25 protein-coding genes are annotated in these 23,738 nt (G+C 59.5%); 16 read left to right on the forward strand and 9 right to left on the reverse strand.

What is annotated here, in order from left to right:
* Window positions 1-42 precede the first annotated feature (42 nt).
* From fdhD to ACW9HX_RS13560, 3 genes are all read left to right on the forward strand, one after another.
* A complete protein-coding gene (gene fdhD / locus ACW9HX_RS13550; protein WP_457380995.1) occupies window positions 43-882 on the forward strand; it encodes a formate dehydrogenase accessory sulfurtransferase FdhD in 840 nt (279 codons plus the stop codon).
* A complete protein-coding gene (locus ACW9HX_RS13555; RefSeq protein ID WP_457380996.1) occupies window positions 879-3,227 on the forward strand; it encodes an FdhF/YdeP family oxidoreductase in 2,349 nt (782 codons plus the stop codon). Before fdhD ends, ACW9HX_RS13555 begins: the two co-directional genes overlap by 4 nt.
* Window positions 3,228-3,437: 210 nt before the next feature.
* Entirely contained in the window at window positions 3,438-3,917 is a 480-nt protein-coding gene (locus ACW9HX_RS13560; protein WP_457380997.1) for a glycine zipper domain-containing protein, read from the forward strand.
* A 64-nt stretch (window positions 3,918-3,981) separates the two neighbouring features.
* Here ACW9HX_RS13560 and ACW9HX_RS13565 read toward each other — a convergent pair whose 3' ends face one another.
* From ACW9HX_RS13565 to ACW9HX_RS13575, 3 genes are all read right to left on the reverse strand, one after another.
* Entirely contained in the window at window positions 3,982-4,413 is a 432-nt protein-coding gene (locus ACW9HX_RS13565) for an acyl-CoA thioesterase (protein ID WP_457380998.1), read from the reverse strand.
* Between the two features lie 31 nt (window positions 4,414-4,444).
* Window positions 4,445-5,668: a 3-hydroxyacyl-CoA dehydrogenase NAD-binding domain-containing protein gene (locus tag ACW9HX_RS13570; RefSeq protein ID WP_457380999.1), complete on the reverse strand. Its 1,224-nt coding sequence runs from the start codon at window positions 5,666-5,668 to the stop codon at window positions 4,445-4,447.
* A gap of 109 nt (window positions 5,669-5,777) precedes the next feature.
* Window positions 5,778-7,706: a RecQ family ATP-dependent DNA helicase gene (locus ACW9HX_RS13575; RefSeq protein WP_457381000.1), complete on the reverse strand. Its 1,929-nt coding sequence runs from the start codon at window positions 7,704-7,706 to the stop codon at window positions 5,778-5,780.
* A gap of 234 nt (window positions 7,707-7,940) precedes the next feature.
* Here ACW9HX_RS13575 and ACW9HX_RS13580 point away from each other — a divergent pair, with 234 nt between their 5' ends.
* Complete coding sequence (locus tag ACW9HX_RS13580; protein WP_457381001.1) at window positions 7,941-8,075, forward strand: hypothetical protein; 135 nt, start codon at window positions 7,941-7,943, stop codon at window positions 8,073-8,075.
* Window positions 8,076-8,092: 17 nt separating this feature from the next.
* On the opposite strand, the gene ACW9HX_RS13585 is transcribed toward ACW9HX_RS13580, so the two are convergent.
* Window positions 8,093-8,596, reverse strand: a complete 504-nt coding sequence (locus ACW9HX_RS13585; protein ID WP_457381002.1) for a polysaccharide deacetylase — start codon at window positions 8,594-8,596, stop codon at window positions 8,093-8,095.
* 304 nt (window positions 8,597-8,900) lie between these two features.
* Here ACW9HX_RS13585 and ACW9HX_RS13590 point away from each other — a divergent pair, with 304 nt between their 5' ends.
* The 6 genes from ACW9HX_RS13590 (at window position 8,901) to nadS (ending at window position 11,978) form a co-directional block, all read left to right on the forward strand.
* A complete protein-coding gene (locus ACW9HX_RS13590; RefSeq protein ID WP_457381003.1) occupies window positions 8,901-9,182 on the forward strand; it encodes a hypothetical protein in 282 nt (93 codons plus the stop codon).
* Window positions 9,183-9,284: 102 nt separating this feature from the next.
* Window positions 9,285-10,412 carry a hypothetical protein gene (locus ACW9HX_RS13595; protein WP_457381004.1) on the forward strand — a complete coding sequence of 376 codons (1,128 nt, stop codon included), beginning with the start codon at window positions 9,285-9,287 and terminating at the stop codon, window positions 10,410-10,412.
* 47 nt (window positions 10,413-10,459) lie between these two features.
* A complete protein-coding gene (locus ACW9HX_RS13600; RefSeq protein WP_343226933.1) occupies window positions 10,460-10,636 on the forward strand; it encodes an antitoxin PaaA2 family protein in 177 nt (58 codons plus the stop codon).
* Window positions 10,637-10,962: 326 nt separating this feature from the next.
* The gene (locus ACW9HX_RS13605; RefSeq protein ID WP_457381005.1) at window positions 10,963-11,262 is read left to right on the forward strand and encodes a hypothetical protein; all 300 of its coding nucleotides are present in this window, start codon (window positions 10,963-10,965) and stop codon (window positions 11,260-11,262) included.
* A gap of 111 nt (window positions 11,263-11,373) precedes the next feature.
* Window positions 11,374-11,694: a type II toxin-antitoxin system RelE/ParE family toxin gene (locus ACW9HX_RS13610; protein WP_197870129.1), complete on the forward strand. Its 321-nt coding sequence runs from the start codon at window positions 11,374-11,376 to the stop codon at window positions 11,692-11,694.
* The gene (gene nadS / locus ACW9HX_RS13615) at window positions 11,691-11,978 is read left to right on the forward strand and encodes a NadS family protein (protein WP_197870130.1); all 288 of its coding nucleotides are present in this window, start codon (window positions 11,691-11,693) and stop codon (window positions 11,976-11,978) included. The genes ACW9HX_RS13610 and nadS overlap by 4 nt, the downstream gene beginning before the upstream one ends.
* Before the next feature lie 65 nt (window positions 11,979-12,043).
* On the opposite strand, the gene ACW9HX_RS13620 is transcribed toward nadS, so the two are convergent.
* Together ACW9HX_RS13620 and hslO are read right to left on the reverse strand one after the other, a co-directional pair.
* A complete protein-coding gene (locus tag ACW9HX_RS13620; RefSeq protein WP_085733328.1) occupies window positions 12,044-13,585 on the reverse strand; it encodes a phosphoenolpyruvate carboxykinase in 1,542 nt (513 codons plus the stop codon).
* 181 nt (window positions 13,586-13,766) lie between these two features.
* A complete protein-coding gene (gene hslO, locus ACW9HX_RS13625) occupies window positions 13,767-14,669 on the reverse strand; it encodes an Hsp33 family molecular chaperone HslO (RefSeq protein ID WP_085712714.1) in 903 nt (300 codons plus the stop codon).
* Window positions 14,670-14,773: 104 nt separating this feature from the next.
* Between hslO and ACW9HX_RS13630 the strand changes: the two genes are divergently transcribed.
* Window positions 14,774-15,574 carry a phosphatase PAP2 family protein gene (locus ACW9HX_RS13630; RefSeq protein WP_457381006.1) on the forward strand — a complete coding sequence of 267 codons (801 nt, stop codon included), beginning with the start codon at window positions 14,774-14,776 and terminating at the stop codon, window positions 15,572-15,574.
* A 67-nt stretch (window positions 15,575-15,641) separates the two neighbouring features.
* Here the strand turns inward: ACW9HX_RS13630 and ACW9HX_RS13635 are convergent, their stop codons facing one another.
* The gene (locus tag ACW9HX_RS13635) at window positions 15,642-16,049 is read right to left on the reverse strand and encodes an RNA-binding S4 domain-containing protein (RefSeq protein ID WP_457381007.1); all 408 of its coding nucleotides are present in this window, start codon (window positions 16,047-16,049) and stop codon (window positions 15,642-15,644) included.
* Between the two features lie 117 nt (window positions 16,050-16,166).
* Here ACW9HX_RS13635 and rimA point away from each other — a divergent pair, with 117 nt between their 5' ends.
* From rimA to rimK, 3 genes are read left to right on the forward strand one after another with little or no spacing between them, the layout of a single operon-like run.
* Window positions 16,167-16,946 (forward strand): S6 modification regulatory phosphodiesterase RimA, encoded by a 780-nt coding sequence (rimA, locus tag ACW9HX_RS13640; protein ID WP_457381008.1) that lies wholly within the window; start codon window positions 16,167-16,169, stop codon window positions 16,944-16,946.
* A 16-nt stretch (window positions 16,947-16,962) separates the two neighbouring features.
* Window positions 16,963-17,442, forward strand: coding sequence for a retropepsin-like aspartic endopeptidase RimB (gene rimB, locus ACW9HX_RS13645; protein ID WP_065257793.1), 480 nt, complete (start codon window positions 16,963-16,965; stop codon window positions 17,440-17,442).
* On the forward strand, window positions 17,439-18,344 hold the full coding sequence (gene rimK / locus ACW9HX_RS13650; RefSeq protein WP_007949201.1) for a 30S ribosomal protein S6--L-glutamate ligase: 906 nt from the start codon (window positions 17,439-17,441) through the stop codon (window positions 18,342-18,344). The genes rimB and rimK overlap by 4 nt, the downstream gene beginning before the upstream one ends.
* Window positions 18,345-18,379: 35 nt before the next feature.
* Here the strand turns inward: rimK and ACW9HX_RS13655 are convergent, their stop codons facing one another.
* Together ACW9HX_RS13655 and ompR are read right to left on the reverse strand one after the other, a co-directional pair.
* Window positions 18,380-19,693, reverse strand: a complete 1,314-nt coding sequence (locus ACW9HX_RS13655) for an ATP-binding protein (protein ID WP_457381009.1) — start codon at window positions 19,691-19,693, stop codon at window positions 18,380-18,382.
* Window positions 19,694-19,807: 114 nt separating this feature from the next.
* Window positions 19,808-20,548 carry an osmolarity response regulator transcription factor OmpR gene (gene ompR, locus ACW9HX_RS13660; RefSeq protein WP_007952694.1) on the reverse strand — a complete coding sequence of 247 codons (741 nt, stop codon included), beginning with the start codon at window positions 20,546-20,548 and terminating at the stop codon, window positions 19,808-19,810.
* 360 nt (window positions 20,549-20,908) lie between these two features.
* On the opposite strand from ompR, the gene ACW9HX_RS13665 reads away from it, so the two are divergent.
* Both ACW9HX_RS13665 and ACW9HX_RS13670 read left to right on the forward strand, forming a co-directional pair.
* Window positions 20,909-23,233, forward strand: a complete 2,325-nt coding sequence (locus ACW9HX_RS13665) for a Tex family protein (protein ID WP_457381010.1) — start codon at window positions 20,909-20,911, stop codon at window positions 23,231-23,233.
* Window positions 23,233-23,616, forward strand: a complete 384-nt coding sequence (locus ACW9HX_RS13670; RefSeq protein WP_457381011.1) for a PaaI family thioesterase — start codon at window positions 23,233-23,235, stop codon at window positions 23,614-23,616. The genes ACW9HX_RS13665 and ACW9HX_RS13670 overlap by 1 nt, the downstream gene beginning before the upstream one ends.
* Window positions 23,617-23,738: the final 122 nt, after the last annotated feature.

Here is a 23,738-nt window from a genome sequence, read left to right on the forward strand (position 1 = left end):
GCCGCGCCTAGTCTTAACGTTGATCAATCCGTCGGTGATGCCATGAACGCCAAGCGCCCGGCCTGCGCGGCGCCTGCACTTGAAACGCCCGCGCCCGCCGCCAGTCAGACCTACAGCTACAGCGACCTGCCCCTGGCGGAGTCGGCCAGCACTGCGCTGGCCGAGGAAGTCGCCTTGGCGATTGCCTACAACGGCATCAGCCAGGCGGTGATGCTGGTGACGCCGACCGACCTGGAAGACTTCATCGTCGGTTTCAGCCTGGGCAGCGGCATCATCGAAGACGCCACCGACATCTATGACCTGCAACTGACCGGTTCGGGTTCGGCGCAATATGCGCAAGTGACAATCGCCAACCGTGCCTTCTGGAACCTCAAGCAGCAGCGTCGGCAACTGGCCGGCACCAGCGGCTGCGGGTTGTGCGGCGTAGAAGCGGTGGAACAGGCATTGCCCGATCTCAAGGTCTTGCCCGGCGCACCTCTGCCGCCGGCCCAATGGCTCGACGGTCTGCGCCAGCGCATCGGCGCATTCCAGCCGCTGGGCCAACATTGCGGCGCGGTGCACGCGGCAGTGTTCATGAACGCCAGCGGTGAATTGCTGCTGGGCCGTGAAGACATCGGCCGGCACAACGCCCTCGACAAACTGATCGGTGGCCTGATCCGGCAAAAGATATCCACAACCGGCGGCCTGGCCATTGTCACCAGCCGTTGCAGCCTCGAATTGATCCAGAAAGTACTGCGCGCCGGGATCCAGACACTCGTCAGTCTGTCCGCGCCCACCGGCCTCGCCGTGCAATGGGCCCGCCGCCATAACCTCAATCTCATCCACCTGCCGCAGAAGAACGCGCCGCGGGTGTATAGCCCAGAAATGGAGAAACACTCGTGAGCCAACACCATCAAGCCGACCAGAAACCCGTCCCGCGCTACAAGCCGTACAAGGGCGCCGCCGGCGGCTGGGGTGCGCTGATCAGCGTGGCCCAGGCCTGGTTGACCAGCGACAACGCGCTGAAAAACCTGCGCATGATGCTCAAGACCAACCAGAACGGCGGCTTCGATTGCCCGGGCTGCGCCTGGGGCGATTCGCCGGAAAGCGGCATGGTCAAGTTCTGCGAGAACGGCGCCAAAGCGGTGAACTGGGAAGCGACCAAGCGGCGGGTGGACGGCAAATTCTTCGCCAAACACAGCGTCACCTCGTTGCTGGAGCAGAGCGACTACTGGCTCGAATATCAGGGCCGCCTCACCGAGCCGGTGGTCTATGACGCCGAAACCGACCGCTACAAGCCAATCAGTTGGGACGATGCCTACGCGCTGATCGGCAAACACCTGCAAGCGTTGTCGAGCCCGGATCAGGCCGAGTTCTACACCTCGGGCCGCGCCAGCAACGAAGCGGCGTACCTGTATCAGTTGTTCGTGCGCGCGTTCGGCACCAACAACTTCCCCGACTGCTCGAACATGTGCCACGAGGCCAGCGGTGTGGCATTGGCGCAGAGTGTCGGCGTCGGCAAAGGCACCGTGACCTTCGACGACTTCGAACACGCCGATGCGATTTTCGTCTGGGGCCAGAACCCCGGCACCAACCACCCGCGCATGCTTGAGCCGCTGCGTGAAGCGGTGAAACGCGGCGCTCAGGTGGTCTGCATCAATCCGCTGAAAGAGCGTGGTCTGGAACGCTTCCAGCATCCGCAGCACCCGATCGAAATGCTCACCAACGGTGACAAGCCGACCAACACCGCGTATTTCCGCCCGGCACTGGGCGGTGACATGGCGGTGCTGCGCGGCATGGCCAAGTTCCTGCTGCAATGGGAACGCGATGCGCAGAAGACCGGTGCGCCGGCAGTGTTCGATCATGACTTCCTCAATGAACACAGCGTCAACGTGCTGGAGTACCTCGGCGTCGTCGATGACACGCCGTGGGAGCAGATCGTCGCGCAGTCCGGCCTGACGCTGGTGGAAATCGAGCAAGCGGCACGCATGTACGCCAAAGGCAAGAACGTGATCATGTGCTGGGCGATGGGCATCACCCAACATCGCCATTCGGTGCCGACCATCCAGGAAATCGCCAACCTGATGCTGCTGCGCGGCAACATCGGCAAACCCGGCGCCGGTCTGTGCCCGGTACGTGGCCACAGTAACGTGCAGGGCGACCGCACCATGGGCATCAACGAACGTCCGCCAGTGGCGTTCCTCGATTCCCTGGAGCGCCGCTTCCAGTTCAAGGTGCCGCGCCACAACGGGCACAACGTGGTCGAAGCGATTCACGCGATGGCTGAAGGTCGCGCCAAGGTGTTCATCGGTCTGGGCGGCAACTTTGCCCAGGCCACGCCGGACAGCCCGCGCACCTTCCAGGCTCTGCGCAACTGCGACCTGACCGTGCAGATCAGCACCAAACTCAACCGCAGCCACCTCGCCCATGGCAAGGACGCTCTGATCCTGCCGTGCCTGGGCCGCACCGACATCGACATCCAGACCGAAGGCCCGCAAGCCGTCACCGTGGAAGACTCGTTCAGCATGGTGCACGCCTCCAACGGCCAGTTGCAGCCGCTGTCGAACCAGATGCGTTCGGAGCCGTCGATCATCGCCGGCATCGCCGCCGCGACTCTGGGCAGCAAGCCGGTGGACTGGAACTGGCTGGTAGCTGACTACCGGCGCATTCGCGAACTGATCGCCGACACCATTCCTGGCTTCAAGGACTTCAACGAGAAGGTCAAGAACCCGGGCGGTTTCTACCTCGGCAACAGCGCTGGCGCGCGTAAATGGAACACCACTTCCGGTCGGGCCAACTTCAAGCCGAACATGCTGCCCAAGGACCTGATCCACGAACGCACACGCGCCACCGGTCAACTGCCAGACCTGATCCTGCAATCGATGCGCTCCCACGATCAGTACAACACGACGATTTATGGTCTCGACGACCGTTATCGCGGGGTGAAAGGGCAGCGCGACGTGCTGTTCGCCAACGAAGCAGACATCATTCGTCTCGGCTTCAAGCCTGGGCAAAAGGCTGACATCGTGTCGCTGTGGGACGATGGTCGCGAGCGTCGGGTGAAGGGCTTCACGCTGCTGGCGTTCGATATTCCGGCGGGACAAGCGGCGGCTTATTACCCTGAGGTGAATCCGCTGGTGCCGCTGGAAAGCACCGGGGACGGCAGCCATACACCGACGTCGAAGTTCATTGCGATCCGGTTGGAAGCGGCGAGTGAGACAGGGCTGATCATGGCCAAATCGGCCTGATACAAAACTTTCCTGCGCCCACAAAAAAGGCCGCTTTTGCATAAAAGCGGCCTTTGTGAAGTAGCTAAAGACCGGCCAAAATCGGTTAAGTTCCGCTCAAAAATCAGCAACTTGCATAATTGCATACAGGTCGTGTTATTCGTCGGATTTCGATTGTCAGCCTTGTTACACAGCCTCAGGATCGCGCCGTCATCCCTTTGAGGCTCCTCTATGAAGTTCTCCTCGATTCTCTTGTTGTCCCTTGGCCTGGTCAGTGGCTTCGCTTCTGCCGGAGGCACCACCGAAGCAGGTGTGGGCGGCGCATTGGGCGGGGTTCTTGGCTCGGTCGTCGGTCAGTCCTTAGGCGGCAGCACAGGTTCAACCATTGGCGCGGCCCTGGGTGGCGCGGGTGGTAGCGCGGTTGGCGCCAACAAACACAGCCGTGGCGAAGCCGCCATTGGCGGTGCGCTGGGCGCAGCCGGCGGTAACGTGGTTGGCCGCAGCATGGGCGGCACCACCGGCAGCCTGATCGGCGCCGCAGCAGGTGGCGGCGCCGGTGGCGCGCTGGGTAACTACATGGGCAACGAAAGCAATCGCGAAGACCGTCATTACGATCGCGGGCGTGATGATCGTCGCTATTACCGCGACGAGCACCGTGGTCGCGGCCACGCCTACGGTCATCGCAAGCATCACCGCTACTACCGCGACTGAGGCCTCGCCTCATACCCGGTACAGCCAGATCGCAGCTCCCCCGAGCTGCGATTTTTTTTGCCTGTCAAACCGCCAGACGTTCCAGCGCCCCGCGCAAACCTGCAGGGATCGCCACCGGCTGATTCGACGCCCGATCAACGAACACATGCACGAAGCGCCCCGCCGCACAGGCTTCGTTTTCGTCAGCCTTGAACACCGCCAGCTCGTATTGCACAGAGCTGTTGCCCAGCTTGCCAACCCGCAGGCCGACTTCGATCCGGTCCGGGAAAGCAATCGAGGCGAAGTAATCGCAAGACGAACTCACCACAAACCCCACCACCTCGCCATCGTGGATATCCAGGCCGCCCACCTGAATCAGGTAAGTGTTCACGGCCGTATCGAAAAAGCTGTAGTAGGTGACGTTGTTGACGTGGCCGTAGGCATCGTTGTCATGCCAACGGGTGGTGATCGGCTGGAAATGCGGGTAATCGGCGCGTTGCGGCATCGGGTTGGACATCAGTGTCGATTCCTTGAGTTATCTGCCCAGTCTAAAGGTAAAAACCCTTTCCTCGCGCCGCCAACTCGCCAATCAACTGCGCCGGTCGCCATTGATCGCCCTGCCGCGTCTCCAGCGCCAGCAACCGCTGGTGAATGTCTGCCAGACCCTGATCGTCCGCCCAGGCCATCGGCCCGCCCCTCTCAGCCGGGAAGCCATAGCCATTCAGGTACACCTGATCGATGTCATGCGCCGACTCGGCAATCCCTTCCTGCAGAATCTTCGCGCCCTCGTTGACCAGTGCCAGCAGACAGCGCTCAAGGATCTCCTCGGAGCCGATCTCGCGGCGATGAAACCCCAGACCTTCGCTGACGCGCAGCACCAGCGCATCCACCTCGGGATCATGCTCGGCCTGACGACTGCCCGGTTCGTAGTGGTAGTAGCCATTACCGGATTTTTGCCCGAACCGCCCCAATTCGCACAAGCGGTTATCCACTTGAACCTCTGGAGCGTCCTGGCCCTTGCCGGCCAGCTCACGGGCACGCCACTCAAGATCGATGCCGACCACGTCGTACATGCGAAACGGTCCCATGGCAAAACCGAAGCCCTGCAATATCGCGTCGATCTGCTGCGGCCAGGCCCCCTCAAGCAGCATCTTGCGCGCCTCGAGCACGTAAGGATGTAGCATGCGATTACCGATGAATCCGTGGCAGTTGCCCGATACCACGCTGACCTTGCCCATGCGCTTGCCCAGCTCGAGCGCAGCTTCCAGCGCTGCCGGCGAGGTCTGCGCACCACGGACTATTTCCAGCAGTTTCATGATGTGTGCCGGGCTGAAGAAGTGCAGACCCAGCACTTGAGTCGGCCGCCGTGTCGCGGCGGCAATCGCGTCGATATCCAACGCCGAGGTATTGCTCGCCAGCAGCGCTTCAGGCTTCAGAAGGCCATCGAGCTCACGGAAGATCTTCTGCTTGAGCTCAAGGTTTTCATACACTGCTTCGATCACCAGGTCGACATTGCGGATCGCCACATAATCCGCCGCCGCACTGATCCGGGCGATTCGCGCATCTGCCTCGGCCTGATCGATCCGCCCCTGACGCACGTTGTGCGCATAGGTATCGGCCACCGTCTTCAGCGCCTGCTCAAGCATCTGTGGATTGTTATCGACCCATTGCACTGACACGCCGGCGTTGGCCAGGCACATGACAATGCCGCGGCCCATGGTGCCGGCGCCGATCACGGCGGCCTGGCGGATTTCGAAGGATGTCTGGCTCATGTTGTTCTCTTGTTGGAGATCCAAAGACAGCCTTCACCATAGTCAGCCAACGGCGATTTTTGAAGCTCATTGCCGTGATGATCGACATTCAGCAGATGGATTCGATGCCTCAGAGATGCACCTGAGCCCACGCTCGCACGTCCGCGTAGGGATACTCCTCCAGCGCCGCATACCCGGAGATGGTTCGCGCCTTGAGTTTGGTAAACAGCGGCACGCTGATCCCGCACAGAAACCGCGTCAGCCGTTCCGCCGAAGGAGTACTGCCAGTCTGCTGCTCGTGCCTGTGGATAAAATCGTCGCACAACGCCGGGAAACTTTTATCCACAAGCGCCGGCAACTCCGGAGGTTCCGGTAGCCGGGCGATCTGCCCGTGACACACCGAACAATGCCCGCATTGCTCGGGGGCGTTGTGATCACCGAAGTACTCTGCCAGTCGATAACCCAGGCAACGCTCGGTGGCGAACAATTCGAGCATCGCGTGAATTCGCGCCACTTCGGCCTGTTCGTGGCGAGTGAAGTAATCATGCAACTCGCCACTCAAGACCTGGCTGTCGAAGGCGCTGTGCAGCACGTTGTAGACCTCGGTCATCTGCTTGCTTTCCAGCTCGACCCAGCCCTTCTCCTGAAAGTAATCCAGTGCCTTCACCACCCGATTGCGCTCGGCCGAGTACTGCGTGTACATCGCCTCGAAATCCACCGTGGCCCAGGTCCGGGCGCGACTGGAAGTCTGAATGATCGCCGCCACGAACTCCCTGCGCTCGCCATCGAAACGTTCGAGCAACGCCTCGGGCTCCAGCAGGTACTTGAATCGGTATTCGGCGTAGTACGCGTAGCGTGGAGCAATCAGCCCTCGCAGCTCCAGTTGCACCAGCAACGTCTTCAACGGCAGCGCACGGATGTTGCTCTGATCCGCCAATGGCCCGAGCAAGAACTCCCACTGACCTTCAGGTGCGGCGGCCTGCAACTCGTCCAGCACATGGCGAATGCCATCGCGCTCCGGCGTGTCGCCGTACACGAAGTTTTCCAGCACATTGAGGCTGTCGCGATTGGCCAGCACCAGGCAGTCGGAGGGTTGCCCGTCACGTCCGGCGCGGCCGATTTCCTGGCTGTAGTTTTCGATGGATTTGGGCAGGTCGAAATGCACCACGTTGCGGATGTCGCTCTTGTCGATGCCCATGCCGAACGCGATGGTGGCGACGATGCAATTGGACTGCCCGCCCATGAAGCGCTTCTGGATCGCTTCCCGTTGCTCGTGGGGCAACCCGGCGTGGTAAGCCTCGGCCTGAATGCCATGGCGCCCCAGATGCTCGGCGATGTGTTCGGCGGTTTTCTGCAGGGTGACGTAGACGATGCTCGGCTGGCCAGTCCGCTCGGCCATCCACTCCACCAGCCGTCGGCGCTTGTCCTCACCGCGTACCGGCTCCACCAGCAGATTGAGGTTGGGTCGATAGAAACCGGTGGTCACCACATCTTCAGCGGCGATGGCGAATTTCGCCTGCATGTCGGCGATGACTTTCGGCGTTGCCGTGGCAGTCAGCAGCAAGGTCTGCGGAATGTTGAACTGACGCTGGTAGTCCGGCAGCTTGAGGTAGTCGGGCCGAAAATTGTGGCCCCATTCGGAGATGCAGTGCGCCTCATCCACCACCAGCATCGAGATCGGCACCTGCTGCAAAAAGTTGCGAAAACGCTCGTTCTTCAGGCGCTCAACGGAAATCATCAGGATCTTCAGTTCGCCTGAACGGGCGCGGGCCATCACATCATTGGCGTCTTCGCGACTCTGCGCAGAATCAATGCTGCCTGCCGAAATACCATGGCGCCGCAAAAACTCAAGCTGATCCTGCATCAGCGCCAGCAACGGCGAAACCACCAGCGTCAGGTGCGGCAGCAGGAGCGCCGGGACCTGGTAGCAAAGGGACTTGCCGGAGCCCGTGGGAAAGATCGCCGCCGCCGAGCGCCCGGCCAGCACAGCGCTGATTGCCGCTTCCTGACCGGGTCGAAATTGTGGATAACCGAAAACCTGTTCCAGGGTGTTGTGCATTCGCTGTCACTCCGTTGACCGCTGTGATGCCAACAGCCTAGCGGGCGATCGCAGCGAGTCGAGAATAGGTCGGGGGGCAAATCGATACGGGATGATACAGCGTCGACGGCTCTGTCACGGGATCAAACAAATGAAACACTTTGTTCCTCGCCGCGTGAATCGACCCGAAGGTAATGTCCGTTACGCCTCGAGCCAGGACGGCCGAGGCGCATGGATTTTTATCAAGGAGTGAACATGTCGAACAACCTGAAACTGCACCTCGCCCTGATCTTTGCCTCCCTGCTGCTGGGAGGCTGCACGCCCTCTCCCGACGACTTTCCGCCGATCCTGGCCAGCGTCGTGATCGTCACCGAGGCGCCCTCGGCTTAACCCTCGCAAGCGCTGTGTCAGGGCCGCAACACGGCTACCCGCAGTTGCTCATCCAGTACCCGCTCATGCACATCGAGGCTCTTGCTTGCCCACCGTGCATGGGCCGGGCTGATATCGCCGGTGAAGGCTGCCGCCAATTGACGCAAGTCGGCAACGCTGCGTACCCGTGGGCAAAATGCTTGTTCGTCGCAGTTGTTGCTGGCGTTGCGGTAGGTGTCGAGCAAGCGATCCCACAGCCCGTCGCGCACTTGCCTGATCGACTTGAGCTGCATTTGCTGCACGCCCAGTCGTTGCTTGAGTCCCGACTCGTCCAGGGCTTCGCTCGCCAACAGTGCCTTGCCGAAGATCAGCACTTCAGCGCGGGAGGCTGTATCGATGTCAGCCTGAGTGGTGAGCGCGTCGGGCCAACCGGTGCGCTCCAGGTTGGCCAGCGCCAGCCCGTTGCCCATGTCGGAGGCCAACGTTAAACGACAACCACTGGCCCACAGCAAAATGATCGAGGCCATTCGTAGCCATTGCATACCTAATTCCCTTTAAGCGTGTGTCGGACGTCTGGAAACGCCCTACGGATTCTGGCGCGCACCATACAGAGGTTTACCGGGATTCGCCTGACAAACGTGTGGGAAATTTCGCTCATCAGGGTTTGGCTGTGAAAATGCTGCAAAAACACGTAGGGCAAATGCCCGAACCCCGGAAAAACCCCTACGAATTCTGTCCATTGTGGCTGTCTTGTCCCATTCGATGGCGCCCTTCTATAGTGGCCGGCGCGGCTGAAAACACTGTGTCGGCCCGCCAAAGCGACTTCGTAAAGGACACGCCTCAATCATGAACATGTACATACCGCTGAATACTCGTTTTCGCCCTCTCAAAACCTGCGACGGCGATACCCCGGTCATGGTCATCGACACCGAAGCCAAACCTGGCGACCTGCTCAATGCCGCCGATCAACGCCTGCGTGCCGCCAGTGATCTGCTGGAAACTCTTTACTGCCTGTGTTTCAAACAGGCCGACGTCAAAGATATCCCCAACATCATCAATGCGCTTTATTTGTTGACGCAGGACGGCTGTGACTTGCTGGAAGCTGCAAGACAACGGATAAATAATTAACGCCGCCAGCCGCACTTACAAAGTTCGCAACAACCCTTCGCTTCCATTACTACAAAGTTCAGAACTAGCCTGCTTGCTCTTACATCAACCAAGAGCAACAACATGACTACGCTGACTATTTTCTTCTGCGGTACAGGTTCGACAAAGTTTGATAACACCCACGAAAACTATTGGAATGGCGAATTGGTCTCCACACTGGCCTCCCATCATGCCGGTCGCGAGTTCGCCGAATGGATCGTGGTCGATGGCCCTGGCACCAGCAACCTGCAGGCCGATGAGCTGTTCACCCAATCCAAGGACTACGGCCTTAGCGGAACCTTGTTCGGCAAGGGCTGGGAGGAAAACGTCCAACACGCGATGAACATCATCAAAGGCCAATGCGACTGGCAACGTGAGCAACTGACCGAAGCGGAATATAACCGACTCAAAGCTGCCGGCATTCTGATTGAAGATGTAAAGGTCGAGGGTTCCTGGCTGTGGCGCAAATACAACTACGGCGACCGCAGCATCACGCAACAGAAGTTACAGGAACAAATCATTAAAACGTTCCGCAAGGACGGTGTCATTCCAACAAAAGTCAATCTGGTGGGTTGGAGCCGCGGCGGAATTAGTTGCCATATGCTGGCCAATGCCATGTTCAACGACAGTGCGCTGAAAAACATCCCGGTGAATATCTTTGCCATTGACCCGGTGCCGGGCATTGGCAACTTTCAGGAGCACCGGGTGAAGCTGAGCGCCAACGTAAAAGAGTACGTAGGTTTTTATGCTCGGGACGAACGCTCGAAAGGCTTCAGCTGCGTCATCCCGCAAACCGCTACCGGCACCAAAACCAGCATTTTCCCCATGCCCGGCCGTCACGCCACTCTGGTCGGCAACGCCTCCGCCGATGGCAACAGTGGTCCCAAAGTGCTGGCCGAACCCGGCCTCATCGTCCGTCACTTTGCCGAGGTCTGCCTGAAACGCTGGGGCACTGTACTAAACAAGAACCTCAACCTCACCGACGCCGACCTTCGAAACCACACTGCCGCCATCGTCAACGCGGCAGCGAAATACAAGGCCATGGAGAAGTGCTCCTACACCTGGTTCACCGAACTGGATCAGGGCGAGCGCTACGTGTCGCTGGGCAGCAAAGGCGTCCCGTTCTCGACGGTGAAAGGCACGATCTACACACCGGCGAGCGGGCTGACAACGAGTGTGCTGGATGTTGAGGCGTATCGGGCGATTCGTTGAGGCGGGACTGGTAACAGACGTCAACACAATCACGGGAGAATTGAACGATGGATAGATCCACTGACGGAATTGAACCTCACTGCGACGAAGAGACCTACAAAGAGTGGGTTACTCGGCAAGTTCAGAAAAGCATCGATGATCCACGGCCAAGCATCCCCGATGAAGAGTCGAGACGCTTGATGGCAGCGAAACGTGAACTGTTGAGAACACGCAAGAATCCGTAGGAACGACCCTATTAAATCTTCATCCACGTCCTACATGGAGTGATGCCTTATCGGCTATCACCGTTTGTTAGCTCAAATCTATAGTCGTGACTGTCGCTGCCAAATCAGCGACTCGGGTTTGGTCACCTGAAAATGAGAGAGAAACTTCGCATGCCCTTGTATGCTTGCCGCCTGATTCACGCGGCACGCTTTATGGCGGCTGTGTTTGGGACGCTTCGGCGTACCTGGAGTTCTCTCTCTCTGGTTGACCAACCCGAACACAGTCCGCCTCCTATCGTTTGGTCATGATGTTGGCGGTTCTTCGGATACTTGAGAGAGTCTAACCAATGAAATCATGGAACCAGTTCCCCAACGATCGCTACAGCCCACTTGATACCAACCTCACCGACACCAAGCCATTGGTCATCGACACCGATGCCAACCCGCAAGACATCCTCGAATGCGCCGTCCAGCGCCTGCGCGCCTCAAGCGACCTGCTGCAAACCCTCTACTGCCTCTGCTTCAAACACGCCGATGTAGAAGACATTCCCCACATCACCCACGCCCTTTACCTGCTGACCAAAGACGGGTTTGACCTGTTGCAGGTCGCCCAGCAACGAATGCTCAACTGGAAAGCTCCAGTCTGAGGTTGAGTGATCAGATCGTTCCCATGTTCGACATGAGAACGATCACTTACCAGTCATCTACTCAAATCCCTTCAGCATTGCTGGAAGGTAAGCCAATGGCGTACATTTACGATGATTTTTGTTGAGACTCGGATCTTTACCCGTCGAGTAAAAGAGCTGCTGGACGATGACACGTATGCCGCTTTTCAGAAGCAACTGGTTGTAAGTCCTTCGATTGGCGATGTAATTGAAGGCACAGGCGGGATCCGCAAAACCCGAATCGCAGCGAAAGGACACGGCAAGCGAGGCGGAGCACGGGTGATCTACTACCACTTCGTTTCGGCGTCACAAATCGGATTATTGATGATCTACCCTAAAAATGAACAACACGATCTGTCCAGCGATGAGCGTAAAGCACTCAAGGTCTTGATCGAAAAATGGAGATGCCCATGAGCAAATTTTTTGATGAGCTGATGGAAAGTGTGCAAGAGATGGACGAGATCATACGAGGCGAGCGCGCACCTTCTCGCGAATTCCACGTTGATGCATTGCAGGTCAAAGAAATTCGTAAAGCTACCGGTTTGACCCAAACCAAATTTGCGGCACTGATCGACGTCCAACTCGGCACTCTACGAAATTGGGAACAGGGTCGTCGCGAGCCAACCGGGCCGGCAAAAGCTCTGCTGAAGGCCATTCATAACGACCCGGTTCATGTTTTGAATGCATTGGCCCATTGAGAAAATGAATGCGCACAAAAAAGCCGCCCTCAATAGGCGGCTTTTTCATTCACCAGAACTAAGCCTTACAACTTAGGCCCGGCAGCCTTGATCGCGTCGCTCACGTCGAACTTCTTGAAGTTCTCGATGAACAGACCGGCCAGTGCTTTGGCAGCTTCGTCGTACGCAGCCTTGTCAGCCCAGGTGTTGCGCGGGTTGAGCAGGTTGGTTTCGACGCCCGGTACGGCCAGTGGCACGTCCAGGTTGATGGTGTCCAGGTGTTCGGTTTCGGCACCGATCAGTGCACCGCTCTGGATCGCTGCGATCACGGCGCGGGTGGTCGGGATGTTGAAGCGTTTGCCGACGCCGTAGCCACCGCCGGTCCAGCCGGTGTTGACCAGGTAGACCTTGGAGCCGAAGCCCTTGATGCGCTTGATCAGCAGTTCAGCGTATTCGCCAGCCGGACGCGGGAAGAACGGTGCGCCGAAGCAGGTGGAGAAGGTCGACTTGATGCCGCTGCCCGAACCCATTTCAGTCGAGCCCACCAGTGCGGTGTAGCCGGAAAGGAAGTGGTAAGCCGCTTGTTCGTTGTTCAGGATCGACACTGGCGGCAGTACGCCGGTCAGGTCGCAGGTCAGGAAGATCACAGCGTTCGGCTCGCCGCCCAGGTTCTTCTCGGAACGCTTGGCAACGTGCTCCAGCGGGTAGGCTGCGCGGCTGTTCTGGGTCAGGCTGACATCGGCGTAGTCGGCGTGCTTGGCATCGTCGATCACGACGTTTTCCAGCACCGCGCCGTGCTTGATGGCTTTCCAGATGACCGGCTCGTTCTTCTCGGACAAGTCGATGCACTTGGCGTAGCAGCCGCCTTCGATGTTGAAGACAACGCCTTCGCCCCAGCCGTGTTCGTCGTCACCGATCAGGTAACGGCTTTCGTCGGCGGACAGGGTGGTCTTGCCGGTGCCGGACAGACCGAAGAACAGGGTCACGTCGCCTGCTTCGCCGATGTTGGCAGCGCAGTGCATTGGCAGCACGTCGGAAGCCGGCAGCAGGAAGTTCTGCACCGAGAACATGGCTTTCTTCATTTCACCGGCGTAACGCATGCCGGCGATCAGCACTTTTTTCTGGGCGAAGTTGAGGATCACGCAACCGTCGGAGTTGGTGCCGTCACGCTCAGGCACACACTCGAAGTTGGCCACGTTCAGCACTTGCCACTCTTCACGACCGGCCGGGTTGTATTGGGCCGGGTTGATGAACAGGCAACGACCGAACAGGTTCTGCCAGGCAGTCTGAGTGGTCATCTTCACGGCCAGGTAGTGATCTTCGGCCGCGCCTACATGCACGTGGGAAACGAAATGCTCTTGCGCGTTGTTGAACGCCTCGACACGAGCCCACAGCGCGTCGAACTTGTCGGCCGGGAACTTGCGGTTGATCGGGCCCCAGGCGATGGCGTCCTGGGTGGAAGGCTCTTCAACGATGAAACGGTCGACTGGCGAACGGCCGGTGCGGTGACCGGTGCGAACAACCAGAGCGCCGGTATCGGCAAGCTCGCCTTCACCGCGTTTCAGGGCTTCTTTTACCAGATCATCAACACTCAGATCGGTGTACACGGCGTTATTGGCTTGCGTCATGAGGTTCCCCGTCGGCCAGTGGCCGAGTGTGCTCCAAACGTTTTGTAGTAGAAAGTCGTGCACTACTACCGCGAAAAAAGTGGGCCGGATTATGCCAGAAAAGCCCAAAAAGAGTAGGGCCCTCCCGTCGTAACGGCGTTATTCCGTCGCTGAGCAGTGAATTTACCTGCGCTGAACCGTTTTAGTGCCGGGTATCTGACGGCGTCTCGACGCCTGCGCCAGCGAACAATTGAGCGATATCCGCCGCATCGAACAGGTAGCGCTGGTTGCAGAACTGGCAATCGATCTCGACGCTGCCACCCTGCTCGGCCACCAATTGCTGCGCATCTTCCAGACCCAGGCTGACCAGCGCATTGCCCGAACGCTCGCGGGAGCAGCTGCAGTGGAAGCGCAATTTCTGCACATCGAACAGACGGACCTGCTCTTCATGGTAGAGGCGATGCAGGACCGTTTCGTTGTCCAGGCTCAACAGTTCATCCGCAGTCAGGGTGTTGCCCAGCGCAGTGATGTGCTGCCAACTGGCGGCGCGTTCTTCTTCATCTTTCAGGCGATCGGCAGGCAGTTGCTGCAGCAGCAGGCCACGGGCGCGACGGCCATCGGCGCACAGCTTGAAGCGGGTGCCGACCTGCTGGGACATGACGAAGTAGTTGGTGAAGCAATCGGACAGGGTTTCGCCGTCAAGGTCGACGATACCCTGGTAACGCTGGCCTACCGTCGGGTCGATCGTCAGGGCCAGAACACCGTTGGGCATCAGGTCGGCGAGGGTCGCGTCGGGGGCGATCAGGTCAGCCTCGTAACGGGCCAGGCCACGGATTTCACGCTCGCTGGAGCATTCGATCATCAGCAGCGGGATAGGGCCTTCGGAGCGAGCCTGCAGAATCAGCAAGCCATCGAATTTCAGAGTGCCCACCAGCAACGACGCGGCAGCCATGAATTCGCCCAGCAATTGCGCAACCGGCTCCGGGTACGGGTGCTTGGCGAGCACTTCGGCGTAGCTGCGTTCCAGCGACACCAGTTCGCCGCGCGTGTCGCTGTCATCGAAGATGAAGCGTTGGGTGTAATCGGTATCGAGGAAATCGGTCATAGGTCTAGGTATCTGATTTTAATGACAAAAAGGTTACAAAGAATGAAAATCCCGCGCTTCTGGCATCCATTTTGATGCCTATGTTCAGCCACGGGAGGCATTTTATGAACAATCCGGGTTTGTTCCAATCAAGGTGGAACCTCGGCCGGCTGGTTCTGTGCAATGCAGTGCCATTGGCACTACTGGCTTTCTGGTTATGGCCTACAGGCCAGATGCTGTGTGTGGTTTTCGACGAGTGGCTGTTCCGCTCACTCAATGCACCACTGGCCAGCAACCCCATATGGCTCCACATCTGGGCAATTGCAAGTCTGCGCCCGTTCGACGTTGTCGTCGGACTGATTCTGCTGACTCTGCTGATCAAGGGTGACTGGGTGTTCAAGGCGATTGACGTACGTCGCGCCTTCTTCGGATTTTTCTCGATCCTGCTGCTGATGGTGGTGATCCGCGCACTGTTTTCCAAATTCGCCGACCACATGGGCTGGCAGCACAATAGCCCATCCATGGTGCTCCAGGGCGCCGTTCATATGAGCGACTACTTCCCGCATCTGGAGAAAACCTTTGAGCTGAAGGATCGCTCCAGCCAGAGCTTTCCCGGTGACCATGCGTCGGTGCTGCTGATCTGGGCATTGTTCATGAGCGTGTTCAGTCGCTCAGCCGGCCAGTTCCTCACTATCTGGGGCCTGGCGCTGCTGTTCATGCTGCCGCGACTGGTGGCCGGCGCGCACTGGGGCCAGGACGATTACATCGGTGGCCTGCTGCTGGCGGTGTGGGCGTTGGGCTGGGGTTACTACACGCCGTTTGCCTATCACGCAGCGAACTTCTGGCTGAAGGTTACCGCGCCGATTTTCGGCCTGGCAGGCAAGTTGCCGCTGGTTTCGCGGATGAGTGTGGTGGCGTTCCGGTAATTCGTTGCGCCTGAAAAGATCGCAGCCTGCAGCAGCTCCTTCGGGAGCGAATGCAGGCTGCGATTTTTTATTCGCCGCTACTGTTCCCACGAAATTTAAACAGATCCCGGCGCTGTTTCTTGCTGGGTTTACCGTCGGTGGTCACGCCCAGCGCACCCGCCTTGCGCATCGCCGCAGCCGCCTCGCGCTTGGCGATACTGGCTTCGGTTTCCGTATACAGCGTCTGCGCTTCCGGCGCGCCACGGCGCACGATCGACAGGGCCTGGACCACTACCGTCTTTTCATCGAAGCCGGTACGAATCTCGAATTCATCGCCGATGCGTGGCTCTTTACCAGGCTTGCAGCGCTCTCCCCGACAATGCACCTTGCCGCTTTCAATGGCGGCTTTGGCCAAGGCACGGGTTTTAAAAAAACGTGCAGCCCACAGCCATTTATCGAGACGGACCTTGTCGTCCTCTTCCTGTTTCTGCGCCATATGAATTCCTCGTTCAGCCAGTAGTCGGAAACTGTACTACCGATTCTGTCGGGCGCAAGAACTCGGCCCTCCAGATAAACTGTGATCTTCGCCGGCTGACCGGCATGGAGTGATCGAGTGACCAAATTTCCGTCGTCATTGACCTCGCCCAAATCCGGGTGCCTGGGCTGCCAGCAAAGCGAGCCGCTGGGCTTCGATTTTTCCTTCGCTTATCAGCCCATCGTGGATCTGCGTGACGAGTCGGTTTACGCCTACGAGGCACTGGTTCGTGGTCCGGCAGGTGAAGGCGCGTTAACCGTGCTGGACCAGGTTACAGAAGACAACCGCTACCGTTTCGACCAACTCTGCCGGACTCGCGCCATCGAAGGCGCAGCCGCGCTTAATATGCAGACACACTTGTCGATCAACTTCATGCCCAACGCCGTCTATCGTCCAGAGTTATGCATTCGCAGCACCCTGGAGGCCGCCAAGAAATACAATTTCCCGATCGACCGTCTGATTTTCGAAACACTGGAAAGCGAGCACGTAGATAACTATCGCCATTTGACCAATATTCTGCGTGAATACCGCGAATTCGGCTTCAAGACGGCCATCGACGATTTCGGTGCCGGCTATTCGGGGCTCAATCTACTGGCCGATTTCCAGCCGGACCTGATCAAACTCGATATGGCGCTGATCCGCGATATCGACCGTGACCGTGTTCGTCAGGCTATCGTTCGGGGGATTGTCACAATCTGTGCGGACTTGGACGTTACAGTCATCGCCGAAGGCATAGAAAGCGCTGGTGAACGGGATTTCCTGGCAGATTGTGGAATATTTCTGATGCAGGGATTCTGGTTCGCCAAGCCTGCATTCAAAGCGTTAGCTCAGGTTTCCCCTGGAGCGTGGACGCGTTAATTGTTGGTTTTTTCCATTGAAGACATTTGACCATTTGACCGTTGTCGGTCTGCGCGAGTGGGTGGCGCTCCCGGATCTGGGAGTCGCGGGCCTTCGGGCGAAAATCGACACCGGCGCCAGTACCTCCAGCCTGCACGCCACCGACATCGAACCGTTCGAGCGGGACGGCGAGAAGTGGGTGCGCTTCACCGCGCACCTGGGCACGGTGGTGCAGTTGCGCCACCGGCGTTGTGAAGCGCCGCTGGTCACCCGCAAGACCATCAAGAGTTCCAACGGCCAGGCCCAGGTGCGCTACGTGATCAGCACCACCCTGGCCCTCGGTGATCGGGTCTGGCCGGTCGAGTTCACCCTCGCCTGCCGCAAGTCCATGCGTTATCGCCTGTTGCTCGGTTCCAAAGCCTTGATCGACGGCCAGCTGGTGGTCAATCCGGGCATCAAATATGTACAAGACAAGCCGGTGTTCCCGGTATCTACCTCCTCCACAGGTGTTGCATGAAGATCGCTGTGCTGTCGCGGAACCCGCGTCTGTATTCCACCCGTCGTCTGGTCGAAGCCGGCACCGAACGCGGGCATGAAATGGTGGTGATCGACACCTTGCGCGCCTACATGAACATCGCCAGCCACAAGCCGCAGATCCACTATCGCGGCAAACCGCTGGAAGGTTTCGATGCGGTGATCCCGCGGATCGGTGCGTCGGTGACTTTCTATGGCTGCGCGGTGCTGCGTCAGTTCGAAATGATGGGGGTGTTTCCGCTCAACGAATCGGTGGCCATCGCCCGTTCCCGGGACAAGCTGCGTTCGCTGCAACTGCTGTCACGCCGTGGTATCGGCCTGCCGGTGACCGGATTCGCCCACTCGCCGGACGACATTCCCGACCTGATCGACATGGTCAACGGCGCGCCGCTGGTGATCAAGGTGCTGGAGGGCACACAGGGCATCGGCGTGGTGCTGTGCGAAACGGCGACGGCGGCGGAGTCGGTGATCGAGGCGTTCATGGGTCTGAAGCAGAACATCATGGTCCAGGAATACATCAAGGAGGCGGGCGGCGCGGACATCCGCTGCTTCGTGGTCGGCGACAAGGTGATTGCGGCCATGAAGCGTCAGGCCAAGCCCGGGGAATTCCGCTCCAACCTGCACCGGGGCGGCAGCGCCAGCCTGATCAAGATCACCCCGGAAGAGCGCATGACCGCGTTGCGCGCCGCCAAAGTGATGGGCCTGGCGGTGGCGGGGGTGGATATCCTGCGCTCCAATCACGGGCCTCTGGTGATGGAAGTGAACTCGTCGCCGGGTCTGGAAGGGATCGAAACCACTACCGGCAAGAACGTGGCGGGGATCATCATCGAGCATCTCGAGAAGAATGGCGGGCCGAACATGACTCGCACCAAAGGCAAGGGATGAACCTTGATTCAGGCGGCCGCAAGGCCGCCTGAAACTTAAACCGCGTCCCGCGGCAGCATCAATCCCAGCGGCAACCGCACCCGCGCCTCCAGCCCGCCACCGGAGCGGTTACGCAACTCGACATTGCCGCCATGCATCGAAGCAATCCGCTTCACGATCGCCAGCCCCAGCCCGGTGCCCTTCCCGCCTCGTGCTCGATCCCCTCGGGTGAACGGGTTGAAGATCGCTTCAAGCTCGGAAGGGTCAATCCCCGCCCCACGGTCCATCACACTCAGCACCACGTACGGCGCGCTGGTGTCGCCGGACACATAGGCCGCGACGTCCACGCTACCGCCGGCATGGTTCAATGCGTTGCCGATCAGGTTGTTCAGCAGGCGCTTCATCGACACCCGACGCAGCGGGAACGGCTGGATCGGCTCCAGACGCAAGCGCACTTTCTCTTCACTCTGGTTGTACGGCGCCGCGACTTCACGCACCAGATCGCTCAGATCCACTTCCTCCACCGACTCGTCCCGACCATCGCGAATGAACGCGAGGAACTGGTCGAGAATCGCGTCCATGTCTTCGATGTCGCGCACCATGTCGTCGGTCAGATCGGTGCGATCGCCCATCAGCTCCAGTGACAGTCGCAGGCGGGTCAGCGGTGTACGCAAGTCATGGGAAACCCCGGCGAGCATCAGCTCTCGTTCACGACCAGCCTGTTCAACGTCCTCGGCCATCTGGTTGAAGGCGCGATAAACCTCGGTCATTTCGCTCGGGGTGTCGCTGATCGGCAGGCGCACGCTGCGGCCCTGGCCGAGTTGTCGAGCAGCAAAAACGAGCCGTTTCAACGGCTGATTGAGCTGGCTGACAAAGATCCATGCCGACGCGGTCGAGAGCAGCCCGATGGCAAGGAACCAGCCGAGTACGTTCCAGATTTTCTGGCCACGCAACGGATGCGGATACAACGGTACTTTCAGCCAGCCATCACCCAGGCTAGGCGCACGCACCCACAATGCCGGCGGCGAATGCATGCGCAACCTAACCTCGGTGTCGGCCCCCAGCTCCGCCTGCATCTGCCGCTGGTAGATTTCGCTGTACGGCCAATGCTGTTCGCCTTCCGGCACACCGGCACCGACTACGCGGATCAGGGTCGCGGCATCGGCGATCTTCGCGCGGTTTTCTTCATCGGCGGCCCAATAGGCACGCAGCGTCAGGGCGACGCCGTGGCTGTATTGGCGGTCAACCAGCACATCCTCGTTCATCAGCAGATAAACCAGGGTCAGTGCCTTGGAAAACAATACGACGATCAGCACCAGCCAGAGGGTGCGGGAGAAGAAACTTTGGGGGAACCAGACAGGGGTTTTCATGGATAACCGCTACGCACTTGCAGGAGCGAGCAATGCTCGCATATTGCGGATAACGAGTCTGCGAAGGCGGCACTTTCGACCGTTTCCCGCAGACCCGCTCCTACAAATCACCCGTCACTTGGTGGAGTTGCCATCCGGCACGAACACATAACCCACGCCCCAGACAGTCTGGATGTAGCGCGGTTTGGACGGATCGGGTTCGATCATCCGGCGCAGACGGGAAATCTGCACGTCGATGGAACGCTCCAGAGCATCCCATTCCCGGCCACGGGCCAGGTTCATCAGCTTGTCGCGGGTCAGCGGCTGACGGGCGTTCATCACCAGGGCCTTGAGTACCGCAAACTCACCGGTGGTGAGCATGTGCACTTCGTCGCCGCGCTTGAGTTCGCGGGTGGCCAGGGACAGTACGTAGTCGCCGAACGTGACGTTTTCTTCTTCACTGCCCGGCGCGCCTGGCACCGGTGCAGCCTGACGGCGCAGGACCGCTTTGACGCGGGCCATCAACTCGTCCGGGTTGAACGGCTTGGCCAGATAGTCGTCGGCGCCCAGTTCCAGGCCTTTGATACGGCTCAGCTCGTCGCCCTTGGCGGTGAGCATGATGATCGGGATCTGATTGTTCGCGCCACGCAGGCGGCGGCAAGCGGTCAGGCCGTCTTCGCCCGGCAGCATCAGGTCGAGAACGACCAGATTGAACACTTCACGGGACAGCAGACGATCCATCTGCTCGGTATTCGGTACGGCGCGGGCACGGTAGCCCTTGCTGACGAAGAAGCGTTCCAGCAGGCTGCTCAGCCCCGGATCGTCGTCAACAATAAGAATTTTTTCGCCTTCAGCAGTTTGTGCAGTGCTGCTCATTGGATGCTCCTTTTAGCTCGGCGCGCATTATGGCGTAGCTGCCGTTATACGCACCGTGTGCATTGTTAGCAGATTTTTCCTTCACTGCCAGAAAACCGGGGCTTGAGCCTACAGACTGCGTCGCCCCCGAATGACAGAACGCTGGTTATAATGCGCGGCCTTTTGTGTCAGGCAACGTCTGAATCGTTACCGCAGGTGGCCGTCTCTTATTTTCCCGCCCCTCGCAGTAATTGTTCGATTTCACGGGTCAATGGAATGCCTTTTGACCCAGGCAGCGGCAAGCTTCAGGCCGCCCAACCAGACTCCGGGCCTTTATTTACGTGCCTGCGAGCCTGCTTTCACAATTTGTCAGGTGGTTTTATGGACAGCATCAACAGCCGCATCGCCGAGGAACTCGGCGTACGCCCACAACAGGTCGAAGCGGCCGTCGCGCTACTCGATGAAGGCTCTACCGTTCCCTTCATCGCCCGTTACCGGAAAGAAGTGACCGGCAGCCTCGATGACACTCAGTTGCGTCATCTGGAAGAGCGTCTGCGCTACCTGCGAGAACTCGACGAACGGCGCATCAGCATTCTTTCCAGCATCCAGGAGCAGGGCAAACTCACCCCTGAGCTGGAGCGCGAAATCAAACTCGCCGACACCAAGACCCGCCTCGAAGACTTGTACCTGCCGTACAAGCAGAAGCGCCGCACCAAGGGCCAGATCGCCCTGGAAGCCGGCCTCGGCGAGCTGGCCGACGGTCTGTTCAACGACCCGTCGCTGGCCCCGGAAGCCGAAGCCGCGCGCTTCATCGACGCCGAAAAAGGCGTGGCCGACGTCAAGGCTGCACTGGAAGGCGCCAAGTACATCCTCATGGAGCGCTTCGCCGAAGACGCCAACCTGCTGGAAAAACTGCGCACCTACCTGAAACAGGAAGCCACCCTCAGCGCCCGCGTGATCGCCGGCAAGGAAGAGGAAGGCGCCAAGTTCCGCGATTACTTCGAACACGACGAACCGCTGAAAAGCATGCCGTCGCACCGCGCGCTGGCGATTTTCCGTGGCCGCAACGAAGGCATTCTCAGCTCCGCACTGAAAGTCGGCGAAGAGTTGCCGGGCACCCTGCATCCTTGTGAAGGCATGATCGGCCAGCACGTCGGCATCCAGAACCAGAACCGTCCGGCCGACAAATGGCTGGGCGAAGTGGTGCGCTGGACCTGGAAGGTCAAGCTCTACACCCACCTTGAAACCGACCTGCTCGGCGAGCTGCGCGACGGCGCCGAAACCGAAGCGATCAACGTCTTTGCCCACAACCTGCACGACCTGCTGCTGGCGGCCCCGGCCGGCCCGCGTGCCACCCTGGGCCTCGACCCGGGCCTGCGCACCGGCTGCAAGGTGGCCGTGGTCGACTCCACCGGCAAGCTGCTGGATCACGCTACGGTTTACCCGCACGTGCCGCACAACAAATGGGATCAGACCATCGCGATCCTGGCCGCCCTGTGCGCCAAGCACTCGGTCGACCTGATCGCCATCGGCAATGGCACCGCCAGCCGTGAAACCGACAAATTGGCCATCGAGCTGATCAAAAAATATCCAGCGATGAAAATGACCAAGGTCATGGTCTCCGAGGCCGGCGCATCGGTGTACTCGGCATCGGAACTGGCGGCCAAGGAATTCCCGGATCTGGACGTATCGATCCGTGGTGCCGTGTCCATCGCCCGTCGCCTGCAGGATCCACTGGCCGAACTGGTGAAAATCGATCCGAAATCCATCGGTGTCGGCCAGTACCAGCACGACGTGTCGCAGCTGAAACTGGCGCGTGGCCTGGACGCCGTGGTCGAGGACTGCGTGAACGCCGTGGGCGTGGACGTGAACACCGCATCCGTAGCGCTGCTGGCGCGGATCTCCGGCCTCAACGCGACCCTGGCGCAGAACATCGTGACTCACCGTGACGAGCACGGCGCGTTCAAGACCCGCGCTGCACTGAAGAAAGTCGCGCGTCTGGGCGAAAAAACCTTCGAACAGGCCGCCGGCTTCCTGCGTGTGATGAACGGCGACAACCCGCTGGATTCCTCGGCCGTTCACCCGGAAGCCTATCCGCTGGTGCAACGCATTGCCGCCGAAACCGACCGCGACATCCGCTCGCTGATCGGCGACGCCGCGTTCCTCAAGCGTCTGGATCCGAAGAAGTTCACCGACGAAACCTTCGGTCTGCCAACCGTCACCGACATCCTGCAGGAACTGGAAAAACCGGGCCGCGACCCGCGTCCGGAGTTCAAGACCGCCGAGTTCCAGGAAGGCGTCGAGGACCTGAAAGACCTGCAACTGGGGATGATCCTCGAAGGCGTGGTGACCAACGTGACTGCGTTCGGCGCGTTCGTCGACATCGGCGTGCACCAGGACGGTCTGGTGCATATTTCGGCGCTGTCGGAGAAGTTCATCAAGGATCCACGCGAAGCGGTGAAGGCCGGTGACGTGGTGAAAGTGAAGGTCATGGAAGTCGACATCCCGCGCAAACGCGTCGGCCTGTCGATGCGCATGAGCGACACTCCGGGCGAGAAGATAGACGGTGCCCGTGGTTCGCGTCCGGGTTCGGCGCCACGCCAGTCGCAGGGTTCGGCTCCGCGCAAGGAAAGCACCCCGGCTGCTCCAGCCAATAACGCGATGGCGTCGCTGTTCGCCAACGCCAAGCAGTTGAAGAAACGCTGATGGAGATTCCGGCCGGGCTCGTCGAGAGCGCGTTTTTCAAGCTGTTGGGCTGCCGTCTGCACAGCCTGGAAACCGGGGTGGCGCAAGTCGCCCTGGCGCTGGAACCCGAACTGCGCAATCGCGGCGGCAAGCTGCACGGTGGCGCGCTGTTCAGTCTGGTCGATATCGCCATGGGGCTGGCCTGTTCCAGCACCCACGGCTTTGACCAGCAGAGCGCGACCATCGAGTGCAAGATCAACTACATCCGCGCCGTCTCCGAAGGCGAAGTGATGTGCACGGCGCGGGTGATTCACCCGGGCCGGCGCACGCTGGTGGTCGAAGCCGACGTGATACAGGGCGACAAACTGGTCGCAAAAGCGCAAGGCACGTTCGCTGTCCTGTAGATGTTGTTCATCATTTTGAGTTAATTTCGGCGCTGTGATCGCAGCGTCGAGCTTTTCTGTGGGAGCGGGCTTGCCCGCGAAGAGGGAGTGTCAGACAGCATCAGGTTGCCTGACACGACGCC

Source organism: Pseudomonas sp. SDO52101_S400 (assembly GCF_054071635.1).